General features: G+C 62.0%; 29 protein-coding genes. 22 read left to right on the forward strand and 7 right to left on the reverse strand.

The window, feature by feature from the left end:
• The first annotated feature begins 3 nt into the window (after positions 1-3).
• A complete protein-coding gene (locus ACP15N_RS11410) occupies positions 4-183 on the forward strand; it encodes a hypothetical protein (protein ID WP_425092397.1) in 180 nt (59 codons plus the stop codon).
• An 82-nt stretch (positions 184-265) separates the two neighbouring features.
• On the opposite strand, the gene hemH is transcribed toward ACP15N_RS11410, so the two are convergent.
• Together hemH and ACP15N_RS11420 are read right to left on the reverse strand one after the other, a co-directional pair.
• Positions 266-1,330, reverse strand: a complete 1,065-nt coding sequence (hemH, locus tag ACP15N_RS11415; protein WP_425092398.1) for a ferrochelatase — start codon at positions 1,328-1,330, stop codon at positions 266-268.
• A 23-nt stretch (positions 1,331-1,353) separates the two neighbouring features.
• Entirely contained in the window at positions 1,354-2,214 is an 861-nt protein-coding gene (locus ACP15N_RS11420; RefSeq protein WP_425092399.1) for a methyltransferase domain-containing protein, read from the reverse strand.
• 101 nt (positions 2,215-2,315) lie between these two features.
• Here ACP15N_RS11420 and ACP15N_RS11425 point away from each other — a divergent pair, with 101 nt between their 5' ends.
• The 5 genes from ACP15N_RS11425 (at position 2,316) to bchO (ending at position 7,415) form a co-directional block, all read left to right on the forward strand.
• A complete protein-coding gene (locus ACP15N_RS11425; RefSeq protein WP_425092457.1) occupies positions 2,316-3,026 on the forward strand; it encodes a ComF family protein in 711 nt (236 codons plus the stop codon).
• Positions 3,027-3,092: 66 nt separating this feature from the next.
• Positions 3,093-3,818: a spheroidene monooxygenase gene (gene crtA, locus ACP15N_RS11430; RefSeq protein WP_425092400.1), complete on the forward strand. Its 726-nt coding sequence runs from the start codon at positions 3,093-3,095 to the stop codon at positions 3,816-3,818.
• The gene (gene bchI, locus ACP15N_RS11435) at positions 3,815-4,819 is read left to right on the forward strand and encodes a magnesium chelatase ATPase subunit I (protein WP_425092401.1); all 1,005 of its coding nucleotides are present in this window, start codon (positions 3,815-3,817) and stop codon (positions 4,817-4,819) included. The genes crtA and bchI overlap by 4 nt, the downstream gene beginning before the upstream one ends.
• Positions 4,816-6,534: a magnesium chelatase subunit D gene (locus tag ACP15N_RS11440; protein ID WP_425092402.1), complete on the forward strand. Its 1,719-nt coding sequence runs from the start codon at positions 4,816-4,818 to the stop codon at positions 6,532-6,534. The genes bchI and ACP15N_RS11440 overlap by 4 nt, the downstream gene beginning before the upstream one ends.
• Entirely contained in the window at positions 6,531-7,415 is an 885-nt protein-coding gene (gene bchO, locus ACP15N_RS11445) for an alpha/beta fold hydrolase BchO (protein ID WP_425092403.1), read from the forward strand. The genes ACP15N_RS11440 and bchO overlap by 4 nt, the downstream gene beginning before the upstream one ends.
• On the opposite strand, the gene ACP15N_RS11450 is transcribed toward bchO, so the two are convergent.
• The 3 genes from ACP15N_RS11450 to grxC are packed head-to-tail and all read right to left on the reverse strand — an operon-like array spanning position 7,416 to position 8,946.
• On the reverse strand, positions 7,416-7,859 hold the full coding sequence (locus tag ACP15N_RS11450) for a MarR family winged helix-turn-helix transcriptional regulator (protein ID WP_425092404.1): 444 nt from the start codon (positions 7,857-7,859) through the stop codon (positions 7,416-7,418).
• The gene (locus ACP15N_RS11455) at positions 7,856-8,689 is read right to left on the reverse strand and encodes a carbon-nitrogen hydrolase family protein (protein WP_425092405.1); all 834 of its coding nucleotides are present in this window, start codon (positions 8,687-8,689) and stop codon (positions 7,856-7,858) included. The genes ACP15N_RS11450 and ACP15N_RS11455 overlap by 4 nt, the downstream gene beginning before the upstream one ends.
• Positions 8,689-8,946 carry a glutaredoxin 3 gene (grxC, locus tag ACP15N_RS11460; protein ID WP_425092406.1) on the reverse strand — a complete coding sequence of 86 codons (258 nt, stop codon included), beginning with the start codon at positions 8,944-8,946 and terminating at the stop codon, positions 8,689-8,691. Before grxC ends, ACP15N_RS11455 begins: the two co-directional genes overlap by 1 nt.
• Before the next feature lie 144 nt (positions 8,947-9,090).
• Here grxC and ACP15N_RS11465 point away from each other — a divergent pair, with 144 nt between their 5' ends.
• From ACP15N_RS11465 to tspO, 3 genes are read left to right on the forward strand one after another with little or no spacing between them, the layout of a single operon-like run.
• Complete coding sequence (locus tag ACP15N_RS11465; protein ID WP_425092407.1) at positions 9,091-10,638, forward strand: phytoene desaturase; 1,548 nt, start codon at positions 9,091-9,093, stop codon at positions 10,636-10,638.
• Positions 10,635-11,681 carry a 15-cis-phytoene synthase gene (gene crtB / locus ACP15N_RS11470; protein WP_425092408.1) on the forward strand — a complete coding sequence of 349 codons (1,047 nt, stop codon included), beginning with the start codon at positions 10,635-10,637 and terminating at the stop codon, positions 11,679-11,681. The genes ACP15N_RS11465 and crtB overlap by 4 nt, the downstream gene beginning before the upstream one ends.
• Before the next feature lie 5 nt (positions 11,682-11,686).
• Positions 11,687-12,175, forward strand: coding sequence for a tryptophan-rich sensory protein TspO (tspO, locus tag ACP15N_RS11475; protein WP_425092409.1), 489 nt, complete (start codon positions 11,687-11,689; stop codon positions 12,173-12,175).
• Here tspO and crtC read toward each other — a convergent pair.
• Together crtC and crtD are read right to left on the reverse strand one after the other, a co-directional pair.
• A complete protein-coding gene (crtC, locus tag ACP15N_RS11480; protein WP_425092458.1) occupies positions 12,172-13,038 on the reverse strand; it encodes a carotenoid 1,2-hydratase in 867 nt (288 codons plus the stop codon). The genes tspO and crtC overlap by 4 nt on opposite strands.
• Positions 12,993-14,576 (reverse strand): 1-hydroxycarotenoid 3,4-desaturase CrtD, encoded by a 1,584-nt coding sequence (crtD, locus tag ACP15N_RS11485; protein ID WP_425092410.1) that lies wholly within the window; start codon positions 14,574-14,576, stop codon positions 12,993-12,995. The genes crtC and crtD overlap by 46 nt, the downstream gene beginning before the upstream one ends.
• A gap of 109 nt (positions 14,577-14,685) precedes the next feature.
• Between crtD and ACP15N_RS11490 the strand changes: the two genes are divergently transcribed.
• The 13 genes from ACP15N_RS11490 to pufC all read left to right on the forward strand — a co-directional run bounded on the left by ACP15N_RS11490 (position 14,686) and on the right by pufC (position 25,772).
• On the forward strand, positions 14,686-15,561 hold the full coding sequence (locus tag ACP15N_RS11490; RefSeq protein ID WP_425092411.1) for a polyprenyl synthetase family protein: 876 nt from the start codon (positions 14,686-14,688) through the stop codon (positions 15,559-15,561).
• 10 nt (positions 15,562-15,571) lie between these two features.
• Positions 15,572-16,693, forward strand: a complete 1,122-nt coding sequence (locus tag ACP15N_RS11495; RefSeq protein WP_425092459.1) for a methyltransferase — start codon at positions 15,572-15,574, stop codon at positions 16,691-16,693.
• 122 nt (positions 16,694-16,815) lie between these two features.
• A complete protein-coding gene (gene bchC / locus ACP15N_RS11500; RefSeq protein WP_425092412.1) occupies positions 16,816-17,754 on the forward strand; it encodes a chlorophyll synthesis pathway protein BchC in 939 nt (312 codons plus the stop codon).
• A complete protein-coding gene (locus ACP15N_RS11505) occupies positions 17,751-18,758 on the forward strand; it encodes a chlorophyllide a reductase iron protein subunit X (protein ID WP_425092413.1) in 1,008 nt (335 codons plus the stop codon). Before bchC ends, ACP15N_RS11505 begins: the two co-directional genes overlap by 4 nt.
• On the forward strand, positions 18,745-18,942 hold the full coding sequence (locus ACP15N_RS11510) for a hypothetical protein (protein WP_425092414.1): 198 nt from the start codon (positions 18,745-18,747) through the stop codon (positions 18,940-18,942). Before ACP15N_RS11505 ends, ACP15N_RS11510 begins: the two co-directional genes overlap by 14 nt.
• 3 nt (positions 18,943-18,945) lie before the next feature.
• The gene (bchY, locus tag ACP15N_RS11515; RefSeq protein WP_425092415.1) at positions 18,946-20,526 is read left to right on the forward strand and encodes a chlorophyllide a reductase subunit Y; all 1,581 of its coding nucleotides are present in this window, start codon (positions 18,946-18,948) and stop codon (positions 20,524-20,526) included.
• The gene (gene bchZ, locus ACP15N_RS11520; RefSeq protein WP_425092416.1) at positions 20,526-22,016 is read left to right on the forward strand and encodes a chlorophyllide a reductase subunit Z; all 1,491 of its coding nucleotides are present in this window, start codon (positions 20,526-20,528) and stop codon (positions 22,014-22,016) included. The genes bchY and bchZ overlap by 1 nt, the downstream gene beginning before the upstream one ends.
• Entirely contained in the window at positions 22,013-22,234 is a 222-nt protein-coding gene (pufQ, locus tag ACP15N_RS11525; protein WP_425092417.1) for a cytochrome PufQ, read from the forward strand. Before bchZ ends, pufQ begins: the two co-directional genes overlap by 4 nt.
• Before the next feature lie 127 nt (positions 22,235-22,361).
• Positions 22,362-22,511, forward strand: coding sequence for a light-harvesting antenna LH1, beta subunit (gene pufB, locus ACP15N_RS11530; RefSeq protein WP_012180177.1), 150 nt, complete (start codon positions 22,362-22,364; stop codon positions 22,509-22,511).
• Positions 22,512-22,524: 13 nt separating this feature from the next.
• Positions 22,525-22,683, forward strand: coding sequence for a light-harvesting antenna LH1, alpha subunit (gene pufA / locus ACP15N_RS11535; RefSeq protein WP_425092418.1), 159 nt, complete (start codon positions 22,525-22,527; stop codon positions 22,681-22,683).
• 147 nt (positions 22,684-22,830) lie between these two features.
• On the forward strand, positions 22,831-23,670 hold the full coding sequence (gene pufL / locus ACP15N_RS11540; protein WP_425092419.1) for a photosynthetic reaction center subunit L: 840 nt from the start codon (positions 22,831-22,833) through the stop codon (positions 23,668-23,670).
• A 3-nt stretch (positions 23,671-23,673) separates the two neighbouring features.
• Complete coding sequence (pufM, locus tag ACP15N_RS11545) at positions 23,674-24,666, forward strand: photosynthetic reaction center subunit M (RefSeq protein ID WP_425092420.1); 993 nt, start codon at positions 23,674-23,676, stop codon at positions 24,664-24,666.
• Positions 24,666-25,772 (forward strand): photosynthetic reaction center cytochrome PufC, encoded by a 1,107-nt coding sequence (gene pufC / locus ACP15N_RS11550; RefSeq protein WP_425092421.1) that lies wholly within the window; start codon positions 24,666-24,668, stop codon positions 25,770-25,772. The genes pufM and pufC overlap by 1 nt, the downstream gene beginning before the upstream one ends.
• The last annotated feature ends 133 nt before the right edge of the window (positions 25,773-25,905 follow it).

The raw sequence follows: 25,905 nt of genomic DNA on the forward strand, positions 1-25,905 counted from the left end.
ACTATGAAAAAACTCGCTCTCGCTGCAGTCGTCTCGATCGCTGCAACCTCCGCTTTCGCAGGCGGTATGGAAGAACCCATCGTCGAAATGCCCGTTGTGGTTGAAGAAGACGCAGCAACCACCGGCACCGGCTGGGTTGTTCCCCTTCTTCTGATCGCGGTCATCGCGGCAGCTGCAAGCTAAGCTTCGGCAGGTTTGAGATTAGGGAAAAGGCGGCCGTCTTGGCCGCCTTTTTTCATGTCCGGTTGATTCGATCGCACACGGATCAGTCTTTTGGAGTGATCCAGCCGCCCAGATTCTCTTCAACAACCTGAGCCAGCGCAGAGATATGCGCGTCGTCATCATTCAGGCAGGGAATGTAGGTGAACTCTTCGCCGCCAGCCTCCTCGAAGCTCTCGTTGATCTCTTCGTTGATCTCTTCAAGTGTTTCGATGCAATCTGCTGAAAACGCGGGAGCTACAACAGCGATCCGTTTCTTACCAGCCTCTGCAAGCCGCGCGACCTCTTCCACAGTGTAGGGTTTCAGCCATTCTTCGGGGCCGAAGCGGCTTTGGAAGGTCGTTACGATCTCCGTTTCGGGCCAGCCGAGCCGCTCGCGCAGGAGGCGCGAGGTCTTCTGGCACTGGCAATGATACGGATCACCCTCCATCAGGTAGCGCTTTGGCACTCCGTGGTAGGAGGCCACCAGCACGTCCGGTCGGGTCTCGATGTTCGCATAAGCCCGTTCGACCGATTGCGCGAGTGCCTCGATATACATCGGATGCTCGAAATACGGCTCGACCGTACGGACGATGGGTTGCCACTTGATATGCTCCAGAGAGCGAAAGAACTCATCGCAGGCCGTGGCGGACGTGGCGCCTGCGTATTGCGGGTACAGCGGGAAGAACAGGATTTTCTGACATCCTTGCGCTTGCAGCGCCTCGACCTTCGACTTTGTCGAGGGGTTGCCGTAGCGCATGCAGAAATCCACCACGACCCGGTCGCCGTAGCGTGCCTGCATCTCTGCGGCCATCTTGGCAGTCTGATCCTTCGTGATGGTCATCAGCGGACTTTCGCCAGCTTCTTCATTCCAGATCGATTTGTATGCCGCACCTGAGCTGAACGGACGCTTGGTCAGGATCACCAATTGCAAAAGCGGCTGCCAGATCCACGGGCTGTAGTCGATGACGCGTTTGTCCGACAGGAACTCGTTCAGGTACCGACGCATCGACCAGTAGTCATAGTTGTCCGGCGTGCCGAGATTGGCCAGCAGGATACCCACCTTGCCGAACTTGACCTGTGGGTGGTCGGCAGGGGCATGGGACATGGACGTCGCGGACATCATATTCATCTTCGTCGGAACCTCTTTGGCGGTCACGGTTTATCCCGAGGCGTCGGGGCAGTTACTGGGTTCATATCCCGGTCGTATTCCACTGTTCCCAACGCTTCTGCAAGGCGATGGGACGCAGATCCGGGGCGCATCGGTCGGGGTTGGTCGCGCGAAGGCGCCCATCCTGTCAGAAACACAAATTCGAACGTAGCGCGCACCCGGCCTTTGTCGCCCGGAAATTCACGCCCGTAGATGTCACAGGCCAGGTCCAGCACGGCACGGGGCAGCGGCGCGCGGTGACGCTGGGCCAGTGCATTGCCCTCGCCCATGTGCCGAAGGTCTTTCATGAGATGTAATGCACTGCTGTATTCAACCGATCGTCTGGAGATATCGGCAACCGGTAGCGCAAGGCCCGCGCGCTGCAAAAGTGCGCCAAGATCGCGAACCTCTCCCATTGGAGCGATCCGGGGACTCAGACCTCCGGTCAAGGCGGTTTCCGCCTCCGCCAGGGCAACCCGCAACTCATGCAGGGTCTGCCCCCCAAACAGCACTGCCAGAAAAAGGCCGTCCGGGCGCAACGCGTTCCGGCTCTGTACAAGCTGGCCCACGGGATCGTCCGCCCAGTGCAAGGCCAATGCGTGGATCACAAGATCGAACGACCGAGGTGCAACGTCCAACTCGGCTTCGTCCGGGACGATGAGCGCGTTGGGAAACGCCGCTGCCCAGAATTCGCGGTGCCCGGTGACAACTGCGATGTCGGTAAACTGCCTGTTAACCTCGTTCAGTCTTTCCTCGACTTCGACAAGTGCCTCCTGGTGCAAGAACTCCACCGGCCCCTGCAAACGCGCACGGGACCGCTGCGCGATCAAGGCAGGTCGATCTGTCAGCGTTGGGGGGACTTGCATCAGTGTTCCTTTTCGAAAGGGCTATGTAAGTGTTTCAAGGCCAATTGCAAAGCGCATTGCGCACGCTCTATCCGCCGGTTTGCGTTTCCTGTGCGGCGCCCGTGGCCAGTGATTTCGGGTTGTGCGGTAGCTGTCTGCCTGACGTGCCGTTCATTTCTGGTGGCTTGTGCGACGGGTGCGGCGTGCCGCTCGCGGGACTGCCCGAAGGCCAGCTGGACACCTGCGATCAGTGTCTCGAAATTCCGCGCCCCTGGACCCAAGGACGCGCGGCTATGCTCTATGCGGACCTCGGTCGGACATTGGTGCTGCAACTCAAGCACGCGGACCGCACCGATCTGGCCCGACCGGGTGGGGCGTGGATGGCCCGGGCTGGCAGGTCACTGATCCGGGCGGATACGCTGCTGGTGCCGGTGCCGATGCATCGCACGCGTCTGCTGCGCCGAAAGTACAATCAGGCGGTGTTGCTTGCCCGCCAAGTCTCGCGGCATCTGGAACGACCGATGTGCCCTGACCTTTTACACCGAGGTCGCAAAACGCCGATGCAGGATCATCGGGGGCGGGATGAAAGGTTCGCCAACCTCGATGGTGCAATCACCGTGGTCGGCCCGAGAGCGCGCAACTACAGGCTGGAGGGGCGGCACATTCTGTTGATCGATGATGTCATGACCAGCGGCGCGACGCTCGGGGTCTGCGCGGAAGCGTGCTTGGCCGGCGGTGCATCCCGGGTCGACGTCCTCGTTCTCGCCCGCACGCCGCAGGATGAGTTTGTCACATCCTATCTTGCTGACACCACGGAGGATGAAATCGAATAGGGCTTCCGCTCTGACAGTAAATGTGTCAGACTTAGTTGACACATGAGGTGTCTCCGAGTCCCGGGAGTGAGTCCGATTCAGACCGTCAGTCTCAGCCTGTTCCGTTTTGACCGCTGGCGCGACCGGCTCTGGGCGCTTGCCCAGATGGGCGCTGCCCGCTTTTCCCTGCCACGTACGCCCGATATCGGGTTCTGGAAACTGTGTGGGTCCGGTACCGGCGAGGGGTTCACACCTCTGCCGAACACCGGCGTCTACGGTATTCTTGCGACCTGGCCCGATCACCGGACGGCACAGGCGCGCATCGCTCACAGCCCCGTATGGAAGCGGTACCGCGACCGCGCAGCGGAAGACTGGACCGTGTTTCTGGCCACCACATCGGCGCGGGGAGAGTGGTCGGGAGAACGCCCGTTTACGCCCGTGTCAGAAACGCCGGACGGACCCTTGGCAGCTTTGACCCGCGCCACGGTGAAGCCCGCTGCGGCGTTCAAGTTCTGGAAGCACGAGCCGGCCATCAGCGCGATGATCGGCAAGGACCCCAACGTGATTTTCAAAATCGGCATTGGCGAGTTCCCTCTTGTGCAGCAAGTCACCTTTTCCATCTGGCCGGATGCAGACAGCATGGCCAATTTTGCGCGGCGGGACGGACCCCACGCCGCGGCGATCCGCGATGTGCGGGATCGAAACCTCTTTGCCGAGGAACTTTACGCGCGGTTTCAGGTGCTTGGCGATGCCGGGCGCTGGAACGGGGCGTCACCCTTGGCGGATCTTAGTGACGGAAAGCGACCGCAATGACCCACCCCTTCCCTTTCTCAGCCATCGTCGGTCAGGACGAGATGAAGCAAGCGATGATCCTCACGGCCATTGACCCCGGGATCGGCGGGGTGCTGGTCTTTGGAGACCGGGGGACCGGCAAATCGACATCCGTACGCGCGCTCGCCGCATTGCTGCCGCCGATCATGGCCGTGGAAGGGTGCCCATGCAACTCCGCCAGTCCAGACCTCGTGCCAGACTGGGCAGAGGGGGCTGGTACGGCGTTGGTTGAGAAACCGACACCGGTCATTGACCTGCCGCTTGGGGCCACCGAAGACCGTGTTGTCGGCGCGCTGGACATTGAACGCGCATTGACCCGCGGCGAGAAAGCCTTCGAACCCGGCCTTCTGGCCCGTGCAAATCGCGGATACCTCTACATCGACGAAGTGAACCTGTTGGAGGATCACATCGTCGACCTTCTGTTGGACGTGGCCGTTTCGGGCGAGAACGTCATCGAACGCGAGGGTCTGTCGATCCGCCACGCGGCGCGGTTTGTCCTCGTCGGCTCGGGCAATCCCGAAGAAGGCGAATTGCGCCCCCAGCTCCTGGATCGGTTCGGACTGAGCGTGGAGGTGGCATCGCCCACCGATATCGAAGACCGGATCGAAGTGATCAGGCGCCGCGATGCCTATGAGACCGATCATGAAAGCTTCATGGATCATTGGCAGGGGCAGGACGCGACCCTGCGCACCCGAATTCTGAAAGGACGCGCGGCACTGCGTGGCATCGAAACGCCCGACGACACGTTGCGCGATTGTGCGCGGCTCTGCATCGAACTGGGTGCCGACGGGTTGCGCGGAGAGCTGACATTACTGCGGGCGGCCCGTGCCGTGGCCGCTTACGCAGGTGCGCCCGCGGTCACGCGGGATCATCTGCGTCAGATCGCACCGTCCGCACTGCGCCACCGATTGCGGCGCGATCCACTCGACGAAGCCGGATCGACTACCCGTGTGATCCGCGCGTTGGAAAGTGTGCTGAAGTGAAAGACCTGATCGACACTGATCGCGACCTGACCTGGGTTCGCGCTGCGACAGCTGTTGCGGTCTTGTCGGTCGATCCAGCTGCCTTGGGCGGGCTTTGGCTGCGCGCTCGATCCGGTCCGGTCCGGGAGCGCTTGCTGGCAGCTTTGCGCGCGGCTCTGCCCGACATGAAACGAATGCCGCCGAATATTGGCGACGATCACCTATTTGGCGGAATTGACCTGTCTGCGACGCTATCCGCAGGGCGTCTTGTCAGAACCACCGGGTTACTCGGCGGTGGCCGGACGACCCTGCTTGTGCCAATGGCCGAGCGAATGACCCCGGCCCTTGCCGCGCGCCTGTCGCAAACCCTCGACGCCTCGATCGGCCATGCGGTCATCGCACTCGATGAAGGGGCCGAACCGGACGAGCAGATTCCCTCATCGCTGGTGGACAGGTTGGGCCTCCATCTCGATCTTGAGGCCATGCCGCAGGCCGATTGCCCGGAATTGACCCATAACCCACGCATGTCCGCGACCGCCCGCGCGCGCCTGCCGCGCGTGACCCTGCCCGCCGATGCGATCACCTCCTTGGCGCGCGTTGCCATGCAATTGGGTGTCGACAGCCCACGAGCGCCTGTGTTTGCGTTGCGCGCTGCTCGTGCGCTCGCCGCGCTCGATGGGCGAGAGGTCGTGGAAGAAGATGACCTGATCAGTGCAACTGAACTGGTTCTGGCGCCACGTGCGACCCGATTTCCACCGCAGGAGCCAGAGGACACAGTCGAAGACGATCCGCCCGAGGCACAGCCCGACGCGCCGCAAGACTCTTCGGAGGGCGATACGGATCACGAGCAGACGCAGCGTCTCCCTGAAGAAATCCTGTTGCAAGCGGCGAAAGCGATGTTGCCGCCTGACCTGCTTGCCCGTCTGGCGGCGCAGAAGGCTCCGAGGCGCGCGGGTGCACATGCCGGGGCAGGGGCATCCCGCAAGGGGAACCGCCGTGGGCGTCCGCTGCCATCCCGCTCAGGTCGGCTTGACGGACAGTCTCGTATCGATCTTGTCGCCACCCTGCGGGCAGCTGCCCCTTGGCAGAAGGTGCGCCGCGCTCTGACCCCGGACGCGCCCCAGAAGGTGCTGGTTCGCGCCGAAGACCTTCGTCTGCGCCGGTTCGAGGAAAAGAGCGACCGACTTTTGATTTTTGCCGTTGACGCGTCCGGCTCGGCCGCCTTGGCGCGTCTTGCGGAGGCCAAGGGGGCGGTCGAGTTGCTTCTGGCGGAAGCCTATGCCCGCCGCGATCACGTGGCACTGGTCGCCTTTCGCGGAACGCAGGCGGATTTGCTGCTGCCTCCGACTAGATCCCTTGTTCAGACCAAGCGCCGCCTTGGCGCGTTGCCGGGCGGGGGCGGAACACCGCTGGCTTCAGGTTTGAAAAGTGCGTTGGAATTGTCGCACCAGTCTGCGGGCCGGGGCATGTCGCCGACCATTGCCTTGTTGACCGATGGCCGCGCGAATATCGCCCTCGATGGAGCGCCGGACCGTGCGGCGGCGGCTGCGGACGCGCACAGCATGGCCCGCGCACTCCGGGCGCAATCCACGCCGGCTGTGGTGATCGACATGGGCAATCGCCCACAGCCGCAGTTGCGAAGTCTGGCCGAGGAAATGGCCGCACCATATATCCCGCTACCGCGTGCGGACAGCCACCGGTTGTCGGCGGCCGTCGGAGCCGCGATTGGCACATGAACTGGGATCTTGAGAAGGCCCACTGGCCGCATGCGCAGTACAGCCGTTTCGTGCGGGTCAGGCCCCATCAATGGCACGTGCAGCGTCAGGGGAGTGGTCCGGGATTGCTGCTGCTGCATGGTGCGGCGGCGTCCTTGCATTCCTTTGCCGATCTGATCCCACGATTGACAGATCGCTACGACGTGATGGCTGTCGATCTGCCGGGCCATGGCTTTACCACCAAGGGGAGCGCAATGCGGTCGAGTCTGACGTCGGTGTCCAGTGACCTTGCGACGCTGCTCGACCATGAGGGGTTTTCACCACAGTGCATCGTCGGACATTCCGCCGGTGCTGCGGTTGCGCTGGACCTTAGCCTACGTTTGCCCGATCCACCGAAGGCGGTGGTCGCAATAAACGGGGCGTTTGCGGAGTTTGACGGGGTAGCAGGCTGGCTGTTTCCTATGCTGGCCAAGTTACTCGCGTTGAACCCATTCACGAGCCTTTTCTTTGCCAGCACGACGACCCCCAGGAATGTATCGCAGTTGATCGCTGCGACTGGCAGCGAGTTGTCTGACGTGCAATTGCGGCTCTATTACAGGCTCATCCGGGATCGCGCCCACGTCGCCGGGGCGCTGGCTATGATGGCGCAATGGGACTTGCGCCCACTGATTGCGCGTCTTGGCGATTTCGATATCCCGACCCTGTTGCTGACCGGTGACCGCGACAAGGCCGTTGCCCCCGCTGTGTCCCGCGATGCAGCGGCGCGGATGCCAAACGCACTTTGGAAGTCCATGCCGGCCTTGGGTCATCTCATGCACGAAGAACGCCCCGACCTTGTTGCAGAGGTTATTCTGGATTTTCTGGCCGATCCGATTTCCGCGCAAACACAGGGTGCTGCGTGATCAGGAATCGCTTTCCAGCCGGATTCGCAGGGCTCGCAGGATCGGCAACGCTGCCCGAACCTTGTCCGTCCCCAGCGTAGAGGCCAGTTCCGAGATCATCGGCGTGATGGCCTGGAGTGCATTGTCCCGCGCCGCGCGACCCGATGGGCTGACGGCGACAAGCTTTCGCCGGGCATCGTCCCAATCCGGTCGGATATGGATATGCCCTGCGGTTTCCAGCTTGCTGAGCGTATTCGTCATCGCGCCTTTCGTGACATGAAACGTTTTGGCCAACTGCGCTGGCGTCCGCTCCGATGCGGTGTTGGCGAGGTGATTGAGGACCGAGAAATGACTCAACTCCATCCCTTTCGGCAGCGCTTTGGACAGCCGTGCTCGGGCAAGCTGGTTCGTCGTGATCAGCTCGCTCAGCAGAGAGATCGAAAGGGCGTCGTTCACATTCGTCATGTCGGCCCAGAATAAGAGACACCTGCCTGAAGGGAAGGGATCTTGCGACGTGCATCTGACACTTGCGCAAGATCGAGCGTGAATGTCACAATCCCGGGCGCGGTGCCTGCATCCGCGACAACTTCGCCCCATGGGTTGACCGCCAGACTATGCCCGTGGGTTTGCCGCGTGGGGCCTTCGCGTGTGGGGTGCGTCCCGGTTTGCGCCGCGGCCACGATCCATGTTCCGGTCTCGATCGCACGGGCACGCAACAGCGGTTCCCAGTGCGCAGCGCCCGTCACCGGCGAGAAAGCCGCTGGTACCAGGATCACCTCTGCCCCGGCTTTCGCAAGGTCGCGGAATAGGCCCGGAAAACGCAGGTCATAACAGATGGTCAGGCCGATCTTGGCAAAAGGCGTACCCGCCAGTACCGCGACCTCTCCGGGACGGTAGTTTGCGCTTTCGCGATAGGTCTCAGTCTTTGACACCGCAACATCAAACATATGCAGCTTGTCATATCTCGCGGCAATTTCCCCGTCGGGGGAGATCAGAAAACTGCGATTGGCAAAACGCCCGTCAGAAGCGGTCGTTTTCAGGGCAAGCGATCCGATCGACAACCAGACGCCGCGTCGCGCCGCGAAGTCCTGCAGGCTGGCCAGTGTCGGGTCGTTTTCCTCGTGGCGCAGAACTTCGACCTGTCGCGCGCGGCTGGATGTCAGGCAGTTCGACACCTCTGGGGTCAGAAGGAATTCTGCTCCGTCGGCAACGGCATCCTCGGCGAGACCGAGGATATGTGACAAGTTCTCAGCCGGCTCGTCCGAGCTGGTGATCTGCAGCAGGCTCGTGCGCATCACCCCGCCAGAAGCGGATCGAGTTTTCCGGCGCGTTCGAGTGCAAAGAGGTCGTCGCACCCCCCGACATGCGTCGCGCCGATGAAGATTTGCGGAACAGAGGTGCGCCCGCCCGCGCGCTGGATCATCTCGGGCTTTCTTGCCGGGTTTTGCAAGACGTCAACCTCGGAGAACGCAACCTCCTTCTGGGTCAGCAGTCTTTTGGCGGCGTGGCAAAAACCGCAGAGCGGGGAGGTATAGATCTCGACAGGTTGCATGGGGCAGGCTCCGTTTCCGTTTGCAGTGATATAAGTCCATGCGGCAATGCAGAAAAGAGGCAGTGCATTGACATGAGAGTTGTCAACTGAACTAGACAGTACTATCGTTCAGATATCATGACACGAGTCGACCGGAACCGTTCTATGACTATGCAAAGTAGCGACCCACGCCCCACCGCTGTGGTGATTGGCGCAGGTCTGGGTGGTCTGTCCGCCGCAATGCGCCTCGGGGCCAAGGGGTACGCCGTGACGGTTCTGGACCGTTTGGACAAACCTGGCGGGCGCGGGTCGTCCATCACGCAGGCGGGCCACCGATTCGATCTGGGGCCAACTATCGTGACGGTGCCGCAGGTTTACGAAAAGCTGTGGGCTGCGTGCGGGCGAAACTTTCACGATGATGTCGATCTACGCCCGCTTGACCCGTTCTACGAGATCCGCTGGCCGGATGGCACAGTCTTCACTGCCAGACAGGACACCGCAGCGATGGAGGCGGAGATCACCCGTCTGAGCCCCGGGGACCTGAAAGGCTACCGCAAGTTCCTCAAGGATGCGCATCGTCGTTACGTTGTGGGGTTCGAGGGCATGGTGGCGGAACCAATGCACAGGCTGTGGGACACGCTCAAGGTCATTCCCGAGTTTGCGGTTCTGCGCGCAGACCAATCCATTCTCAAGCTTGCCCAGAAACGCGTGAAGAACCCCTATCTGCGCATGGCGCTGAGCTTTCATCCGTTGTTCATCGGCGGCGATCCGATGCACGTCACGTCGATGTATGCGCTGGTCAGCCACCTCGAAAAGGAGTTTGGCGTCCACTACGCGATGGGCGGTGTTCAGGCGATCGCGCAGGCCATGGCGAACGTGGTTGCAGATCAGGGCGGGCGCGTGCGCTACGGCGAAACGGTGGATGAAATCCTTGTTGCCGACGGCAAGGCACGCGGTGTTCGGATGGAAAGCCGCGAGGTGCTGCATGCAGATATCGTGGTCTCCAATGCAGACGCCGGTCACACCTATCAGACCCTTTTGCGCAAGACGCCGCGGAAACGCTGGACCGATGCCAAGCTGAAAAAGGCGAGTTGGTCCATGGGCCTTTATGTCTGGTATTTCGGCACACGGGGCACCCGTGACATGTGGGGTGACGTCGGTCATCACACGATCCTGTCCGGCCCGCGGTACGAGGGGCTCCTGCGGGACGTCTTCATAAATGGCCGGCTCTCGGAGGATATGAGCCTTTACCTCCATCGCCCGGCGGTCACCGACCCCAGCGTGGCACCCAGGGGCGACGACACGTTCTACGTACTGTCCCCTGTTCCACATCTTGGACATGACAACCCGGTGGATTGGGAGGTGGAGAAAGCCGCCTATACCGACAAGGTCGCAGCCGTGCTGGAAAACACCCTGCCCGGGTTCCGAAAGCGGATCACGACCGACCTGATCTTCACGCCGGATACGTTCAAGGACAGGTACCTTTCGCCGCTTGGCGCCGGGTTCTCGATTGAGCCGCGCATTCTCCAATCCGCTTGGTTCCGACCGCATAACAACCCGACCGAGATCGCCAACCTTTACCTGACAGGCGCCGGAACGCACCCAGGTGCGGGTGTACCGGGCGTCGTGTCGTCGGCCGAGGTGATGGCGAAGATGATCCCCGACGCGCCGGTCGTTCCTGCAACCATGCCCTACGCGCAGGCCGCGGAATGATTGCGGCTGCCGATCTCGACCATTGCAAGGAAGCGATCCGTCACGGATCGCTTTCGTTCCACGCAGCGTCCAAGCTCTTGCCTTCCAGAATGCGCGATCCGGCACTTGCACTCTATGCGTTTTGCAGGCTGGCGGATGATGCGGTGGACCTTCATCACGAAAAACCGGCAGCTGTTCTTGGACTGCGGGACCGTCTTGATCTGGTCTATGCCGGAACGCCGCGCAACGCACCTGCCGACCGGGCGTTCGCAGCCATGGTCGAGGATCATGAGATGCCCCGCGCGTTGCCCGAAGCCCTGATCGAAGGGTTTGCCTGGGATGCGATGGAGCGCCAGTACGATACCCTCTCTGATGTCAGGGCGTACTCTGCCCGTGTTGCTGCCGCAGTCGGCGCGATGATGACTGTGCTCATGGGCGTCCGCGATGGCGACGCCTTGGCGCGCGCATGCGACCTTGGCGTTGCGATGCAACTGACCAATATCTGCCGGGATGTCGGCGAAGATGCTATTGAGGGCCGTTTGTACTTGCCGCGTGACTTGATGCGCGCGGAGGGGATCGAGCCGGAGGCATTCCTTGCCGACCCCAGGCCCAGTGCCGATTTGGCGCGGGTCACCAAGCGGCTTCTGGCCGAAGCGCAGCGCCTGTATTTCCGGGCCGAGGCGGGCATCGGGGTACTGCCACTGACCGCGCGCCCGGGCATCTACGCGGCGCGCTTCATCTACGCTGCGATCGGATCGAAGGTGGCACAGGCAGGTTATGACAACATCAACCACCGCGCGCACACGTCGAAGCTGCACAAGCTGGCGCTTGTCGGCCAGTCGACCCTGCAAACCGGTGTCAGCATGGTGATGCCGCGTTCAGCGGTTCTGCACGCCAGCCCACTGGACGAGTGCGCGTTTCTTGTCGACGCAGCAGCGCGGAACGCCGACCGTTCCCCCTGGGGGGAAGGACGCTCGGGAACATTGCTGGGGCTGTTTGCCCAGCTGGAGGAACGCGACCGCGAAATGCGCGGCATGGACGGGTTCAAAGGTCGTCCTATCTGACCTTCATGGAATTTGATTGGGCTGTCTTCACGATATTTCTTGGCGCGTGCTCTGCTGCCGCGGCGACGGGATCAATGTTCCCGCCCGGGCGGTGGTATGACGCGCTGCAAAAGCCGAGCTGGAACCCGCCGAAATGGGTATTTCCCGTTGTGTGGAGCGTCCTGTACCTTGCGATCGCGGTTTCAGCCGCGCGCGTCGCCGACGCCCCGGGCAGCGCGATGGCGATGGCATTCTGGGCATTTCAGATCGCGTTGAACACGCTTTGGACACCGGTTTTCTTTGGTCTTCGGCGGATCAAGGCTGGAATGGTCGTGATTGGCCTGTTGTGGGTGTCAGTGCTTGGGACAGTCGTTTTCACTTTTCAGGTCGAACCATTTTCAGGGCTGCTGCTTCTCCCCTATCTCGCTTGGGTTACAATCGCCGCCGCCCTGAATGCAGCGGTCTGGCGCCTGAACCCCGAAGAGGCGAACACCCCGCGAGAAATCGAAGCCTAGAAGTCCCATTTGGGGCGTCGTGGTACCCGGACCGCCAGCATGGGCATAAGCCACGGCCCCCGAAACCGGTTCAGATCAAGCGCTTCGTGCACGCCCTGCACCCGTTCCCCGTGGATGGTTGTCTCGACCCCGGCCCGGCAGTAAAACGGCGCATCGAGCATGGATTTGAAATGCTTCGGCGTTGTGCCCGGATCGGCGCGTGTTTCACGGCGCACTGTCCACAAAGACCGCGAGAACCGTGTCTTCGGCGGTGCCTCCATCGTCGAAACCCCCCCTTGCTCATCGAATTTCAGAGCGACGGACAAGTCCGAGCCGTCGCGTCTGGCGACATCATAGAACGAGGCCGTGCCTGCCGACGTCGGATAGCGCCCCCAGGTCCAATAGCCGAAATCTGCCTCCAGCGCCCGGGTCCCGAAGTTCGCGTCGAAATAGCCGTGCCCTGACCAGGTCCACCCCTCGCGGTTCATGTCGACCTCGATATCCGAGCTGGGGGCGAAGGGCCGCCAGACGTGACTGCCGTCCTCGGTCAGCGGTATTTCCTTGTCGGTCAAACCATGAGGATGAATTTTCACGGTGCCCTTGACGCGGTCGCACCACGGCGTCGAAACCTCGTTGATGTCCACGGTCAGTGTCGTGCCGTCCCAGTGCAGGTGACTGGGCCCGACCGTGAACGTGTCGTTTGTCTGGCGTAGTGCGTCGCGGCCCCGGTCTGTCATGGTCCAGCGCCCGCCGGGTCCGTAGGTGGCCACGTTGATGCACACATGGTTGTCCGGGCTCTTGCGGCCCGACCAGCGATACCAGGGTGAAAAAACCGACCCTATGAAGGCGATGATGGAGATGGCGCGGCTGCCATCGTCCGAGATCCCGTCGAGGTACCACCAAGCGTAGCCGTCGCTGGGAACATCGAGGTTGAAGTTAGGTCCTTGAGTATCGCCGCGGCCGCGTGCTTGCCGGAAAGGGTTGCCATCGGAATCCCCGCCCCCGGATGGGCCCCGCCCCCCGCCAGATACAGTCCCGGCAGCGCTGTGCGGGCCCGCGGCCTTTGGAACGCTGCCATCAGACCATGCGGGCTCCGCCCGTAGAGGGATCCTGCCGACCCGGGAAACAGGGTCGCGAAGTCCCTTGGCAGGGTCAGGCTGTCCCGACCGGGAGTTTCCGAAAAGCGTAAACCCATCTGCGCCAACCGCGGGAAAGTTGTGCTCTGACATTGGGAAAACTCCTCTTCGTCGCTCTGCGCAGGGCCGGTCTGGGGCACCGGTGGCGCATTTATGATGATTTCAAACCGCTCGGGTCCGGCGGGCGTTTTGCCGGCGCCCCGATCTTCGGCACAGACGTACAGCGTGGCATCTTTCGGCTGATGTCCCTGCGACAGCGGATCAAACTCGGCCTGTGGGTCATCGGCAAAAAACACGTTGTGGTGGACAAGATCGCGACCTTCGGGAACTGCGGCGAATGACCAGACCTGCGCGGACAGCGATCGTGGTTTCAGCCCGCCATCGGATACACTGGCGCGGGGTGCTTGGCCAAGTTTACCCAACGCCAGTGCCCGGGGGTCGCCGTTGAATACAACGGCATCCGTCAGGATCCGGGTGCCATCGGCAAGGTGCACGCCGGCGGCGCGGCCGTTCTGACTGTCGATCCTCGCAACGGCGGTACCGTATTGAAACCGCGCGCCGAGCTTGATCGCGAGGCTTTCCAGCCCGCGCGCCAACTGGTGCATGCCCCCATCCACGCGCCAGACGCCCTGCGCCTCTGCGTGCCATATCAGCCCGAGCACCGCAGGCGATGCATAGGGCGAGCCGCCGACATACGTGGCGTACCGCCCGAATAACTGGCGCAGGCGCTGGTCGCTGAACCGCCGCGCCAGGCAGGAGGCCAGCGTGCTGAGCGGACCCATCGCCGCAATCAGCGATGGTGTTTTTAGGACATGCTTGGTCAGGCTCCCGAGCGCCGGGTCCGGGGCCTGCATCATCGGTCCTTCGAAGGCTTCGAACAGCGCGCGGGCCTGCGCGGCAAACCCCTTGAACTCTTTGGCAGCCTGTCCCCCTGCGAAGGCGTGCACTGCGGCCTCAGATTCGGCGGGGTCGGCAAAGAGATCGAGTGTGCTGCCATCCGACCACCAGTGCCGGGCCAGAACGGTTTCCTTGTGCAGCACGACGTAATCCGCAAGATGTGCGCCCACGTCTTCGAAAAGTTCGTCGAAGATTGGTTTCAGCGTCATCACGGTCGGGCCCGCGTCCACCGGTCCGGCGCGGCTGGGCAAGGTGCGCATCTTCCCGCCCGGAGCGTCCGCTGCCTCCAGGACTGTGACGTCGCATCCGGCATGGGCAAGGCGAATGGCCGAGGCCAGACCGCCCATTCCCGCCCCGATCACGACAACACGATGCGATTTTTGTGCCATCCGGCGCTCTCCTTACCGTCAATGATTGTTGACAGATTACCGCGCACTGTCCAGAATAATTTACAGTATGCTGTCATTTGAGAATGACACACCGAACAGGAGCGGCCCTATGAACCTCAAACGTATTGAGACAGCCCTTGATGTGGCGCTGATCCGCAGTCGTGCGGGGTCGTGCCCTCCGAAACTCGCAGCGGCACTGGAATACTCGGTCAAGCCGGGCGGTGCGCGAATTCGCCCGACCATTTGCTTGAGCGTTGCAATGGCGTGTGGCGACGACCAGCCGCGCCTGACGGATGCCGCCTGCACGGCGATTGAGTTGATCCACTGCGGCAGCTTGGTTCATGACGACTTGCCTGCCTTCGACAACGCGGACACGCGCCGGGGAAAACCGTCTGTTCACAAGGCATATTCGGAACCGCTCGCGGTCTTGTCGGGCGATACGCTGATCATCATGGCGTTCGAACAGCTGGCCGTGGCCGCCGCGGCTGATCCGGAACGTGCTGCGCTCCTGATCCGTGAACTCGCCCGGTTCAGCGGTATGCCCCACGGCATCTGTGCCGGGCAGGGATGGGAGAGCGAGGCGGTTGTCGACCTGTCCGCCTATCACCGGGCGAAGACAGGTGCGCTGTTTACGGCGGCAACCCGTATGGGTGCCGCAGCGGCGGGCGAGGATCCCGAAGCCTGGACCGAGCTTGGCGCGCGAATCGGGGAGGCTTTTCAGGTCGCGGACGATCTTCGCGACGCGCTCTACGATGAACAGACGCTTGGTAAGCCGGCCGGACAGGATGCGGTCAACAACCGTCCCAATGCGGTTTCCGAACTTGGCGTCCAAGGTGCGATCAAACGACTGGACGACATCCTGTCCGGCGCAATCTCGTCCATTCCGTCCTGTCCGGGGGAGGCGATGTTGGCCGAGATGGTTCGCAAGCAGGCCGAACGGCTGACGCCGGTTCTCCCGAACATCGCTGGCATCAAGACGGCCTGATACGATGAGCATGTCCTCCGGCAGCTATTGGCGACCGCGTTTCTGGCCCGAAAAGCATGCGTTCTACCGGCGATGGGTCAAACTTGCCGGGGCCCCCGCGTTTCAGAGCTGGGCCAGCGCGATGCCAGGGGCGCGGCGCCTTGCCAAGCGCGACGGGCAAGCCTTGTTCGATCTGGTGTCCGGGTTCGTCTACAGCCAGATCCTGCATGCGTTCGTACAGCTCGATATGCCGGGGCTCTTGCAGAAAGAGCCGCTTCCGGCATGGCGTCTGGCGGCTCGCACACGGCTTGATCCGCGTCGGATGGAGGTGCTGTGCCAGGGGGCGGTGGCCGTTGGGTTGCTCAAACGCTCCAGGCAAGGGGAATACCGGTTGTCCCGTCTTGGCGCGGCTTTGCCCGGTGTCCCGGGCCTGTGCGAGATGATCCAGCACCACGATGTCTTGTACCGCGATCTCGAGGATCCGGTCTCGTTTCTGCGCGGCGAAGGGGAAACCGAACTCGCCCGGTTCTGGCCCTACGTGTTTGGCCAGTCCGGGACGAATGATCCTGATCTTGCCGCGCGCTATTCCAAGCTGATGTCCGACAGCCAGGCACTGGTTGCCGAGGAAACCTTGCGGGTGGTCAAGCTGGAAGATGCCCATCGGTTGATGGATGTCGGCGGCGGCACGGGCGCGTTCCTGCGCGCCGTGGATGCGGCATACCCGCAGCTGCGCCTGCGCCTGTTCGAACTGCCCACGGTGCTGGAGCATGCCGACCTGCCGCCGCGTGCCGACTGTGTTGGCGGGTCTTTCCGTGAAGACCCCTTACCCAAGGGTGCAGACGTGATTTCGCTGGTTCGTGTGCTCTACGATCACGCGGACGAGACTGTGAAGGCACTTCTGGCGAAGGTGTATGACGCCCTGCCGCCCGGGGGACGCGTGGTCATTTCAGAACCCATGGCAGGTGGTGCAACCCCGACCCGCGCCGGGGATGCGTATTTCGCGTTCTACACGATGGCGATGCAAACCGGGTGTGCTCGATCGGCGGCGCAAGTGTCCGATCTCCTTGTGCAGGCTGGGTTTTCAGCAGTGGAAACCATTCCAACGTACCGCGAATTCGTCACTGGCGTCGTTGTCGCACGAAAGCCGGGCTGAACCTGACAACAAAACTGTCTATAATAGTTGACACCCTGCTATGTAAGCGTAAGATTACATTCAAGGGTTTGCTGCGACATTGAGTCTCTTCTTGAGTCGCGGCCCAACAAGGGGAAATTGCCATGCACGCGACAGCTGTTGTCCTGAACGGTCCTAAGGATCTGGGATTGCGGGATGTTGTTCTGGCCGACCCGACAGCGACCGACCTTGTTATCCAGATCGATCACTCGGGCATCTCGACCGGGACCGAAAAACTTATCTGGTCCGGTGACATGCCGCCCTTTCCGGGTTTCGGATTCCCGCTGGTGCCCGGATACGAATCCGCAGGCACCGTGGTCGAGGCCGGGGCAGAGACAAGCTACAAGCCAGGCGATCGCGTATTCGTCCCCGGCGCGAACTGCTACGGCGATGTGCGCGGGCTCTTCGGTGGCGCCTCGAACCTGCTGGTCTCTGACGCGGCACGCGTCACGCGCATTGATCCGGCACTGAAGGCCGAAGGGGCCTTGCTCGCGCTGGCCGCCACAGCACGCCACGCCATGGCCGGTCTGAACAAATCTGTCCCCGATCTGATCGTCGGCCACGGTGTTCTGGGGCGGCTTCTTGCGCGTCTCACCATCGCGGCGGGCGCCCCCGCGCCGACGGTTTGGGAAATCTCGGACGGACGCATGTCCGGCGCAATGTGGTACGAGGTTGTTCACCCCGATGACGACCCAAAACGCGACTACCGTTCAATTTACGATGCGTCGGGCAGTGCCGACCTGATCGCCAGCCTGATCATGCGCATCCAGAAGGGCGGAGAGATCGTTCTGGCCGGATTCTACGACCAGATCAGTTTCCCCTTCCCGCCCGCATTCATGAAAGAAGCCCGCCTGCGCATCGCCGCAGAGTGGGACCGCGACGACCTCGTCGCAACCCGCGCCCTGATTGAGTCCGGGGCGCTGTCTCTTGAGGGACTGATTACTCACACGGCCCAGGCAGCAGACTGCGAGAGCGCTTACCAGACGGCGTTCGACGATCCGGCCTGCCTGAAAATGATACTGGATTGGAGCGCGACCGCATGACACTTGATGTCCCAAACCTGAGCAACGACTACGACCAGCGCCTGCGTGATGAGGCTGCCGAAGACCCGACTTTGGAGGTTCCCCAGGGAGAGCCGACATCGAAGTGTCAGATCATCGCGATCTATGGCAAAGGCGGTATCGGCAAGTCGTTCACACTCGCCAACCTGAGCCACATGATGGCCGAGCAGGGCAAACGCGTCCTGCTGATCGGGTGCGACCCGAAATCGGATACCACGTCTCTGCTGTTCGGTGGCAAGGCCTGCCCGACCATCATCGAGACCTCGACCCAGAAAAAGCTCGCCGGAGAAGAGGTCGCCATCGGCGACGTCTGCTTCAAACGCAACGGCGTGTTCGCCATGGAGCTTGGCGGACCCGAAGTGGGCCGCGGCTGCGGCGGACGGGGGATCATTCATGGCTTCGAACTGCTGGAAAAACTCGGGTTCCACGATTGGGACTTTGACTATGTGCTCCTGGATTTCCTCGGAGATGTTGTCTGCGGCGGCTTCGGCCTGCCTATCGCTCGGGATATGGCCCAGAAGGTCATCCTGGTAGGGTCGAACGACCTTCAGTCCCTCTATGTGGCGAACAACGTCTGCTCGGCTGTGGAATACTTCCGTAAGCTTGGCGGCAATGTCGGTGTGGCCGGTCTGGTCATCAACAAGGATGACGGCACCGGGGAGGCGCAGGCCTTTGCCAAGGCCGTCGACATTCCTGTTCTGGCCTCGATCCCGGCGGATGACGACCTGCGCAAGAAGTCCGCGAATTACCAGATCGTCGGAACGGCGGCCGAACACTGGGGCGGTCTGTTCGCCGCGCTTGGCGAGAACGTCGCCGACGCCCCGCCGCTGCGCCCCACTGCGCTGACGCAGGACGAGTTGATCGGATTGTTTGACGGCAAGGACACGGGCGCAGGTGTCGTGCTGGAACCTGCCACGATGGAAGACATGCGTGGCAAGAACTACGAACCCAAAGCTTCTCTGGAGGTCGTGTATGACGATGTTTGATCCGACCTCCTCCCCGGTTGCGGGTGCGGTCGGGTCAACCTCCGTACCGCTCCATATGGAACTCGCCGAGCGCCTTGCTGAGACCCAATCGGTTCTCAGCTTCGCGCGTCTTCTGCCGGTTCAGACGTCGTTGACCCGTGGAGCACCCAGCAATCTGGTGCCCTTCCCCGGATCGGAGGACTGAGCGATGGATCGTACAGACCTCGAATCCCGGTATGACGACGCAGATGCCACCCCGATCGAAGAGGGGTCCGCCCGAGAGGCCGCGCCCGAGGGTATGACCACGCAACCGGACGGTATGGGATGCCACGCCCCGGGCGAACAGATGGAAGCCGCGGCGCGGGCCGCTGGCATGTCCGAAATTCTGGACCAATACGCTGCGGACTATCCGCAGGGACCCCATGACAAACCGCAATCCATGTGCCCGGCCTTTGGCTCGCTGCGCGTGGGGCTGAGGATGCGTCGGGTGGGCACGATGCTGTCAGGCTCGGCCTGCTGTGTTTATGGCCTGACCTTCGTGTCACATTTTTACGGGGCGCGCCGATCCGTCGGCTACGTCCCTTTCAATTCCGAGACGCTTGTGACCGGCAAGTTGTTCGAGGATATCCGGGACGCCGTCCACAAGATGGCGGATCCCGATCAATACGATGCCATCGTTGTCACAAACCTCTGCGTTCCGACCGCGTCAGGGGTTCCTCTGCGGCTGCTGCCGTCAGAGATCAACGGGGTGCGTATCGTGGGCATAGATGTGCCCGGCTTTGGTGTGCCAACGCATGCCGAGGCCAAAGACATCCTTGCGGGCGCAATGCTGAATTACGCCCGTGCCGAGATCGAGGCTGGCCCTGTCCAGGCGCCGGTTTCGGGCAAGGCGGATCGTCCCACTGTGGCTTTGCTCGGTGAGATGTTCCCGGCTGATCCCATCGGGATTGGCCAACTGCTCGCGCCACTCGGTCTGGCGGCAGGTCCGGTCGTTCCCTGCCGTGAGTGGCGCGAGCTTTACTCTGCTTTGGATTGCGGCGTCGTCGCGGCGATCCACCCGTTCTACACCGCCGCCGTGCGCGAGTTTGAGGCCGCAGGCCGCAAGATCGTCGGTTCGGCGCCTGTGGGCCATGACGGCACGGCAGCTTGGCTCGCAGCAATTGGCGATGCGTACGGCGTTGCCGCGGACAAGGTGGCAGAAGCGCAAAATGCCTTCCTGCCTGCGATCAAGGGCGCGCTGTCAGCATCCCCCATCAACGGAACCGTCACGCTTTCGGGCTACGAAGGGTCCGAACTCCTGGTGGCGCGCCTCTTGATCGAAAGCGGTGCGGAGGTGCCTTACGTCGGCACCGCCTGCCAGCGCACGCCCTGGTCCGACCCGGACCGCGAATGGCTCGAAGCGCGCGGGGTGAAGATCAAGTATCGCGCCTCGCTCGAGGATGACTGCGCCGCGATGGAGGCGATCAAACCCGATCTCGCCATCGGCACCACGCCGGTCGTTCAGAAGGGCAAGGAAATGGGTATTCCGTCGCTCTACTTCACGAACCTCATCTCGGCGCGTCCGCTGATGGGGCCTGCGGGTGCGGGGAGCCTCGCGCAGGTGGTGAATGCCGCCATGGCCAACAAGGACCGCATGGACCACATGCGCGCGTTCTTCGAAGGCGTGGGCGAGGGTGACACCGCCGGCATCTGGGAAGGGTCGCCGAATTTGCGGCCGGACTTCCGCGCGATGCAACAGAAGAAACTCGACAAGGCGGCCCGCGTCGCCAAAGCGCAGGAGATGATCTGATGCTCGTTCAGGATCATGACCGCGCAGGCGGATACTGGGGCGCGGTCTACGCGTTTTGCGCTGTGAAGGGCCTTCAGGTCGTCATCGATGGCCCTGTGGGCTGCGAAAACCTGCCTGTCACCTCGGTATTGCACTACACCGACGCTCTGCCACCGCATGAGTTGCCCATCGTCACGACCGGCCTTGGCGAAGAAGAACTTGGGCGCGATGGGACCGAAGGCGCGATGAAACGCGCCTGGAAAACGCTCGACCCTGCCTTGCCCGCCGTGGTGGTCACAGGCTCCATCGCCGAGATGATCGGCGGCGGCGTGACCCCGCAGGGCACCAACATTCAACGCTTTCTTCCCCGCACGATCGACGAAGATCAGTGGGAAGCGGCCGACCGTGCCATGACGTGGATCTTCACGGAGTTTGGCATGACAAAGGGCCGGATGCCGAAGGAAAAACCGCGCGACGAAGGCGCGAAACCTCGGGTCAACATCCTCGGTCCGATGTACGGCACGTTCAACATGCCCTCTGACCTTGCCGAGATCCGGCGTCTGGTCGAAGGCATCGGCGCCGAAGTCAACATGGTGCACCCGCTTGGCGCGCACCTTGCCGAGATGCGCAACCTGGTGAATGCGGATGTAAACATCTGCATGTACCGCGAGTTTGGCCGCGGCCTGTGTGAGGTGCTGGACAAGCCCTATCTGCAAGCGCCGATCGGTGTGGAAAGCACAACGAAGTTCCTGCGCAAACTGGGCGAGTTGCTGGATCTCGATCCCGAGCCCTTCATCGCGCAAGAGAAGCATTCCACGATCAAGCCGATCTGGGACCTGTGGCGCTCGGTGACGCAGGATTTCTTTGCAACGGCGTCCTTTGGGATCGTGGCGAACGAAACCTATGCGCGCGGCATCAAGAACTTTCTTGAGACAGACATGGGTCTTCCCTGTGCCTTCGCGGTTGGTCGCGTGGCGGGCAAGAAGCCCGACAATGATCTGGTGCGCGAACTCATGCACACCAAGCGGCCTCTCGTCGTGATGGGCTCGATCAACGAGAAAATGTACATGGCCGAGATGGCAGGCGGGTTCGGTCCCAAGCCCGCATTCATTCCGGCCTCGTTCCCCGGGGCGGCGATCCGGCGGGCCACGGGCACGCCGATGATGGGCTATGCCGGGGCGACCTACCTTATTCAGGAAGTGTGCAACGCACTCTTTGATGCGCTTTTCCATATTCTGCCGCTCGGGTCCGAAATGGACAGTGCAGCCGCAACGCCAACAACCTTGCGCCGCGACTTCCCATGGGATGCCGACGCACAGCGCCTGCTCGACCGGATCGTGGCCGAGCACCCCATTCTGACACGTATTTCCGCCGCCAAAACCCTGCGGGACGAAGCCGAAAAAGCGGCTCTGCAACAGGGGGATGAACGCGTGGTGATCGAAACCGTCCGGGCACTCCAGCCCGCGGGATTTACTGACGAAGATTTCTCACGAGGGAGGGAGAACGCATGACGGATCAAACCACAGACGCCCCGGTCGTCCGGTCGCACAAACCGCCAAAGGCCGAGTTCTATACCTATTTCGGGATCATTTTTGTGGCCGCCGTTCCGGTTGCCGCGCTCAGCTGGGCGCTGGCATCGGTAAAGGCGGGCCGCTTTCAGAAGAAAGGGCCAATTGCGCGCGCCTGGACCCAGGCCCGCATCATCACGCCCATGATCTTTTCCGCCTGACCGGACGGTTGAGTGACGAGTTTCGGTTCGCCTTCGGGCGGAACGATTTGCCGGCAGGGGATGAGCCCTTGTCGGGGCCCGGCCGCGGGGTTCGCGGTATCAGCAACAACTTTCCGGAGGAATGCACATGGCTGATAAATCCGACCTGTCCTTTACAGGTCTAACCGACGAGCAGGCTCAAGAGCTGCATTCGGTTTACATGAGCGGGCTCTGGCTGTTTTCGGCCGTTGCCGTTGTCGCTCACCTCGCCACGTTCATCTGGCGTCCGTGGTTCTAAGGAGCACTGAAAAATGGCAAAATTCTACAAGATTTGGCTCATCTTCGACCCGCGCCGCGTTTTCGTGGCCCAGGGTGTGTTCCTGTTCCTGCTGGCGGCGATGATCCACCTCGTCCTGCTCAGCACAGAGCACTTCAACTGGTTTGAATTGGCGGCTCAAAGCGCCAACTGATGCGGTCCCGTGTAACGCGGGACAGGCATCAGACCGATACACCTGCTGCGGGCGGACCCCGGGATCGGCCGCAGCATACTGATCACACTAATGACAACTGACGGCTGGTCTCGGAACACGTACCGCCGCCACTTGCGGAGACAGACGATGGCTTTGCTCAGCTTCGAGAGAAAGTATCGCGTCCGTGGAGGGACGCTGATCGGCGGCGATCTGTTCGACTTCTGGGTGGGCCCGTTCTACGTGGGCTTCTTCGGGGTCACGACCGTCTTTTTTGCCTTGTTAGGCACTGTATTGATCTTTTGGGGCGCGTCCCAGCAGGGCACCTTCAATCCCTGGCTGATCAACATCGCACCCCCTGACCTGAGCTACGGACTCGGGATGGCTCCGCTGATGGAGGGCGGTCTGTGGCAGATCATCACCTTCTGTGCGATCGGTGCCTTTGTCAGTTGGGCCCTGCGCGAGGTCGAGATCTGCCGCAAACTCGGGATGGGGTATCACGTACCCATCGCGTTCAGCTTTGCGATCTTCGCCTATGTAACGCTGGTGGTCTTCCGCCCGCTGTTGCTGGGTGCCTGGGGGCACGGGTTCCCGTACGGGATCTTCAGCCATCTCGACTGGGTGTCGAACACCGGCTACGCCTATCTGCACTTCCACTACAACCCTGCGCATATGATCGCGGTGACGTTCTTCTTCACCACGACACTGGCGCTTGCGCTGCACGGCGCGCTGGTTTTGTCCGCCGCAAACCCGGCCAAGGGCGAGGAAGCGAAAGGCCCCGACAACGAAGACACGTTCTTCCGTGATTTCATCGGCTACTCCATCGGAACGCTTGGTATTCACCGCGTCGGGCTGCTGCTCGCGCTGAATGCCGGGTTCTGGTCGGCTGTCTGCATCATCATCTCCGGCCCGGTCTGGACCAAGGGCTGGCCCGAGTGGTGGAACTGGTGGCTCGAACTTCCGATCTGGCCATCGCAAGCGGGGTTCTAAGCCATGCCTGAGTATTACAACATCTTCACCCAAGTTCAGGTCCAGGGCCCCGCCGAAATGGGCACGGACAACGAGAACAACATCGGTGAGGAGCGGACCTCCGGGACCAGCTTCTCGACCCTGATCGGCTGGATCGGCAACGCCCAGCTGGGCCCGATCTACCTCGGCTGGTTCGGTGTCATCAGCCTCGCCACCGGCACGCTGTGGTTCAACATCGTTGGCTTCAACATGCTGGCGCAGGTGGGCTACAACATTCCGGAGTTCATCCGGCAGCTGTTCTGGCTGGCGCTGGAGCCGCCCAGCCCCGAGTATGGGTTGCGCATGCCGCCGCTCAACGATGGCGGCTGGTACATCATCTCCAGCTTCTTCCTGCTGGTGTCGGTGATGTCCTGGTGGGCGCGGTCGTATTGGCTGGCGGAACAGCACAAGATGGGCAAGCACATTGCGTGGGCCTTCCTGGCTGCGATCTGGCTGTTCCTCGTGCTGGGCCTGTTCCGTCCCATCCTGATGGGATCCTGGTCCGAGGCGGTGCCCTACGGCATCTTCCCGCACCTTGACTGGACCACGGCCTTCTCGATCCGGTACGGCAACCTTTACTACAACCCGTTCCACTGCCTCTCGATCGTGTTCCTCTATGGCTCCGTTCTGCTGTTCGCAATGCACGGGGCCACCATTCTTGCCGTGACCCGCTTTGGCGGCGACCGCGAGTTGGAGCAGATCTATGACCGGGGTACCGCGTCCGAACGGGCTGGCCTCTTCTGGCGCTGGACCATGGGGTTCAACGCCACGATGGAGGGGATTCACCGGTGGGCCTGGTGGTTCGCGGTTCTCACCCCGATCACGGGCGGGATCGGCATTCTGCTGACGGGCACGGTTGTGGACAACTGGTTCCTGTGGGCGGTCGAGCATAACTTCGCGCCCGACTACACCCAGGACTACGGCTACGAAGCCTACAACTCCTACGAAGGCTTCATCGGTCAAGGGGAGGGGAACTGATGCTACCCAAATGGTTTACTGACTGGAACCGGGAAAACCCCGTCGACATCTACAAGCCGGCGATCATCATCGGTGTCCTCGGGTCGGCGGTCTTTGCCACAGCGCTGCTGGTGACCTGGGGGCAACCCCTGGCCACCGACAGCCTGCAAACCGGTCCGCGCGGAACAGGCATGAAAGTCGCCAAGTTCGAAAACGAGCTTGCCGTGCCTGATCCGACGATTGTGGACTACTACACGGACGAACCCTTCATCCCCGAAGCGGGCGAAGACCTTGCCGGTGATATCTACGAGAACGTGCAAGTTCTCGGCGGTCTCACGGATGCCAACTTCAACCGTCTGATGAACGCAATGACCCAGTGGGTCGCGCCAGAGCAAGGGTGCGCTTACTGTCATGCAGGGGCGGATGAGGGCAATTATGCGGATGACGATCTTTATACCAAGGTCGTTGCCCGCAGCATGATCCAGATGACGCAGAACATCAACGAAAGCTGGGACGGGCATGTCAACGCGGCCGAGGTGGTCGGGGTGAACTGCTATACCTGTCACAGGGGTCAGAATGTACCGTCAGAGATCTGGTTCCGCATCGATCCTGTGACCGAGTCCACCGCGGGCTGGTCGTCCAACCAGAACCGGACCACGTCACAGTCGCAGTTTACATCGCTGCCGTCGGATGCGTTGCAGAAGTACCTGCTGGAGTACGAGCAGATCAACGTGCACGACCTCGACAGCCGTGTGGACACCCAGCCGGGCGATCCGACCTGGCAGAATACCGAGCGGACGTTCAGCCTGATGAACTACTTCTCGAATTCGCTGGGGCGCAACTGCGTGTTCTGTCACAACTCCCGGGCCTTCTACGACCCTGTGCAGCATACCCCGCAATGGGGAACCGCCATGCTGGGTATCTCGATGGTCCAGGAGATGAACAACGATTACCTCGTGCCCCTCGAAGGCGTCTATCCGCCCGAGCGTCTTGGTCCGGTCTACGCGGATGCGCCCAAGGCCGCGTGCAAGACGTGCCACAAGGGGTATCAGCGCCCGTTGCAAGGCCTGAACGTGATCAGCGATTGGCCCGAGTTGGCCACGACGGAAGCGCCCGTCTACGAATAAGGCGCAAGCCTTCTTACCGGGTCCCGTCGCAACGGGGCCCGGACCCCGGACCCGCTGGCCCAGCCGCCGGTCCACCTCCGGCCCGACCCGCGCTGCTTGACCGGCAAGGCGCAAACAGGACCGGATCGCGCGA

This window comes from Tropicimonas sp. S265A (assembly GCF_049800835.1).
Lineage (GTDB): Bacteria > Pseudomonadota > Alphaproteobacteria > Rhodobacterales > Rhodobacteraceae > Dinoroseobacter.

What these genes read in the sequence shown, in the direction of transcription:
- ACP15N_RS11410 (WP_425092397.1), top strand. Translation starts at nt 4, where the DNA reads ATGAAAAAACTCGCTCTCGCTGCAGTCGTCTCGATCGCTGCAACCTCC.
- ACP15N_RS11490 (WP_425092411.1), top strand. Translation starts at nt 14,686, where the DNA reads ATGAACCTCAAACGTATTGAGACAGCCCTTGATGTGGCGCTGATCCGC.
- pufQ (WP_425092417.1), top strand. Translation starts at nt 22,013, where the DNA reads ATGACGGATCAAACCACAGACGCCCCGGTCGTCCGGTCGCACAAACCG.
- ACP15N_RS11510 (WP_425092414.1), top strand. Translation starts at nt 18,745, where the DNA reads ATGACGATGTTTGATCCGACCTCCTCCCCGGTTGCGGGTGCGGTCGGG.
- tspO (WP_425092409.1), top strand. Translation starts at nt 11,687, where the DNA reads ATGGAATTTGATTGGGCTGTCTTCACGATATTTCTTGGCGCGTGCTCT.
- ACP15N_RS11505 (WP_425092413.1), top strand. Translation starts at nt 17,751, where the DNA reads ATGACACTTGATGTCCCAAACCTGAGCAACGACTACGACCAGCGCCTG.
- bchO (WP_425092403.1), top strand. Translation starts at nt 6,531, where the DNA reads ATGAACTGGGATCTTGAGAAGGCCCACTGGCCGCATGCGCAGTACAGC.
- ACP15N_RS11455 (WP_425092405.1), bottom strand. Translation starts at nt 8,689, where the DNA reads ATGCGCACGAGCCTGCTGCAGATCACCAGCTCGGACGAGCCGGCTGAG.
- bchZ (WP_425092416.1), top strand. Translation starts at nt 20,526, where the DNA reads ATGCTCGTTCAGGATCATGACCGCGCAGGCGGATACTGGGGCGCGGTC.
- ACP15N_RS11495 (WP_425092459.1), top strand. Translation starts at nt 15,572, where the DNA reads ATGTCCTCCGGCAGCTATTGGCGACCGCGTTTCTGGCCCGAAAAGCAT.
- pufL (WP_425092419.1), top strand. Translation starts at nt 22,831, where the DNA reads ATGGCTTTGCTCAGCTTCGAGAGAAAGTATCGCGTCCGTGGAGGGACG.
- hemH (WP_425092398.1), bottom strand. Translation starts at nt 1,330, where the DNA reads ATGAATATGATGTCCGCGACGTCCATGTCCCATGCCCCTGCCGACCAC.
- pufB (WP_012180177.1), top strand. Translation starts at nt 22,362, where the DNA reads ATGGCTGATAAATCCGACCTGTCCTTTACAGGTCTAACCGACGAGCAG.
- ACP15N_RS11420 (WP_425092399.1), bottom strand. Translation starts at nt 2,214, where the DNA reads ATGCAAGTCCCCCCAACGCTGACAGATCGACCTGCCTTGATCGCGCAG.
- bchC (WP_425092412.1), top strand. Translation starts at nt 16,816, where the DNA reads ATGCACGCGACAGCTGTTGTCCTGAACGGTCCTAAGGATCTGGGATTG.
- pufC (WP_425092421.1), top strand. Translation starts at nt 24,666, where the DNA reads ATGCTACCCAAATGGTTTACTGACTGGAACCGGGAAAACCCCGTCGAC.
- pufM (WP_425092420.1), top strand. Translation starts at nt 23,674, where the DNA reads ATGCCTGAGTATTACAACATCTTCACCCAAGTTCAGGTCCAGGGCCCC.
- ACP15N_RS11450 (WP_425092404.1), bottom strand. Translation starts at nt 7,859, where the DNA reads ATGACGAATGTGAACGACGCCCTTTCGATCTCTCTGCTGAGCGAGCTG.
- bchI (WP_425092401.1), top strand. Translation starts at nt 3,815, where the DNA reads ATGACCCACCCCTTCCCTTTCTCAGCCATCGTCGGTCAGGACGAGATG.
- ACP15N_RS11465 (WP_425092407.1), top strand. Translation starts at nt 9,091, where the DNA reads ATGACTATGCAAAGTAGCGACCCACGCCCCACCGCTGTGGTGATTGGC.
- grxC (WP_425092406.1), bottom strand. Translation starts at nt 8,946, where the DNA reads ATGCAACCTGTCGAGATCTATACCTCCCCGCTCTGCGGTTTTTGCCAC.
- crtD (WP_425092410.1), bottom strand. Translation starts at nt 14,576, where the DNA reads ATGGCACAAAAATCGCATCGTGTTGTCGTGATCGGGGCGGGAATGGGC.
- crtB (WP_425092408.1), top strand. Translation starts at nt 10,635, where the DNA reads ATGATTGCGGCTGCCGATCTCGACCATTGCAAGGAAGCGATCCGTCAC.
- pufA (WP_425092418.1), top strand. Translation starts at nt 22,525, where the DNA reads ATGGCAAAATTCTACAAGATTTGGCTCATCTTCGACCCGCGCCGCGTT.
- bchY (WP_425092415.1), top strand. Translation starts at nt 18,946, where the DNA reads ATGGATCGTACAGACCTCGAATCCCGGTATGACGACGCAGATGCCACC.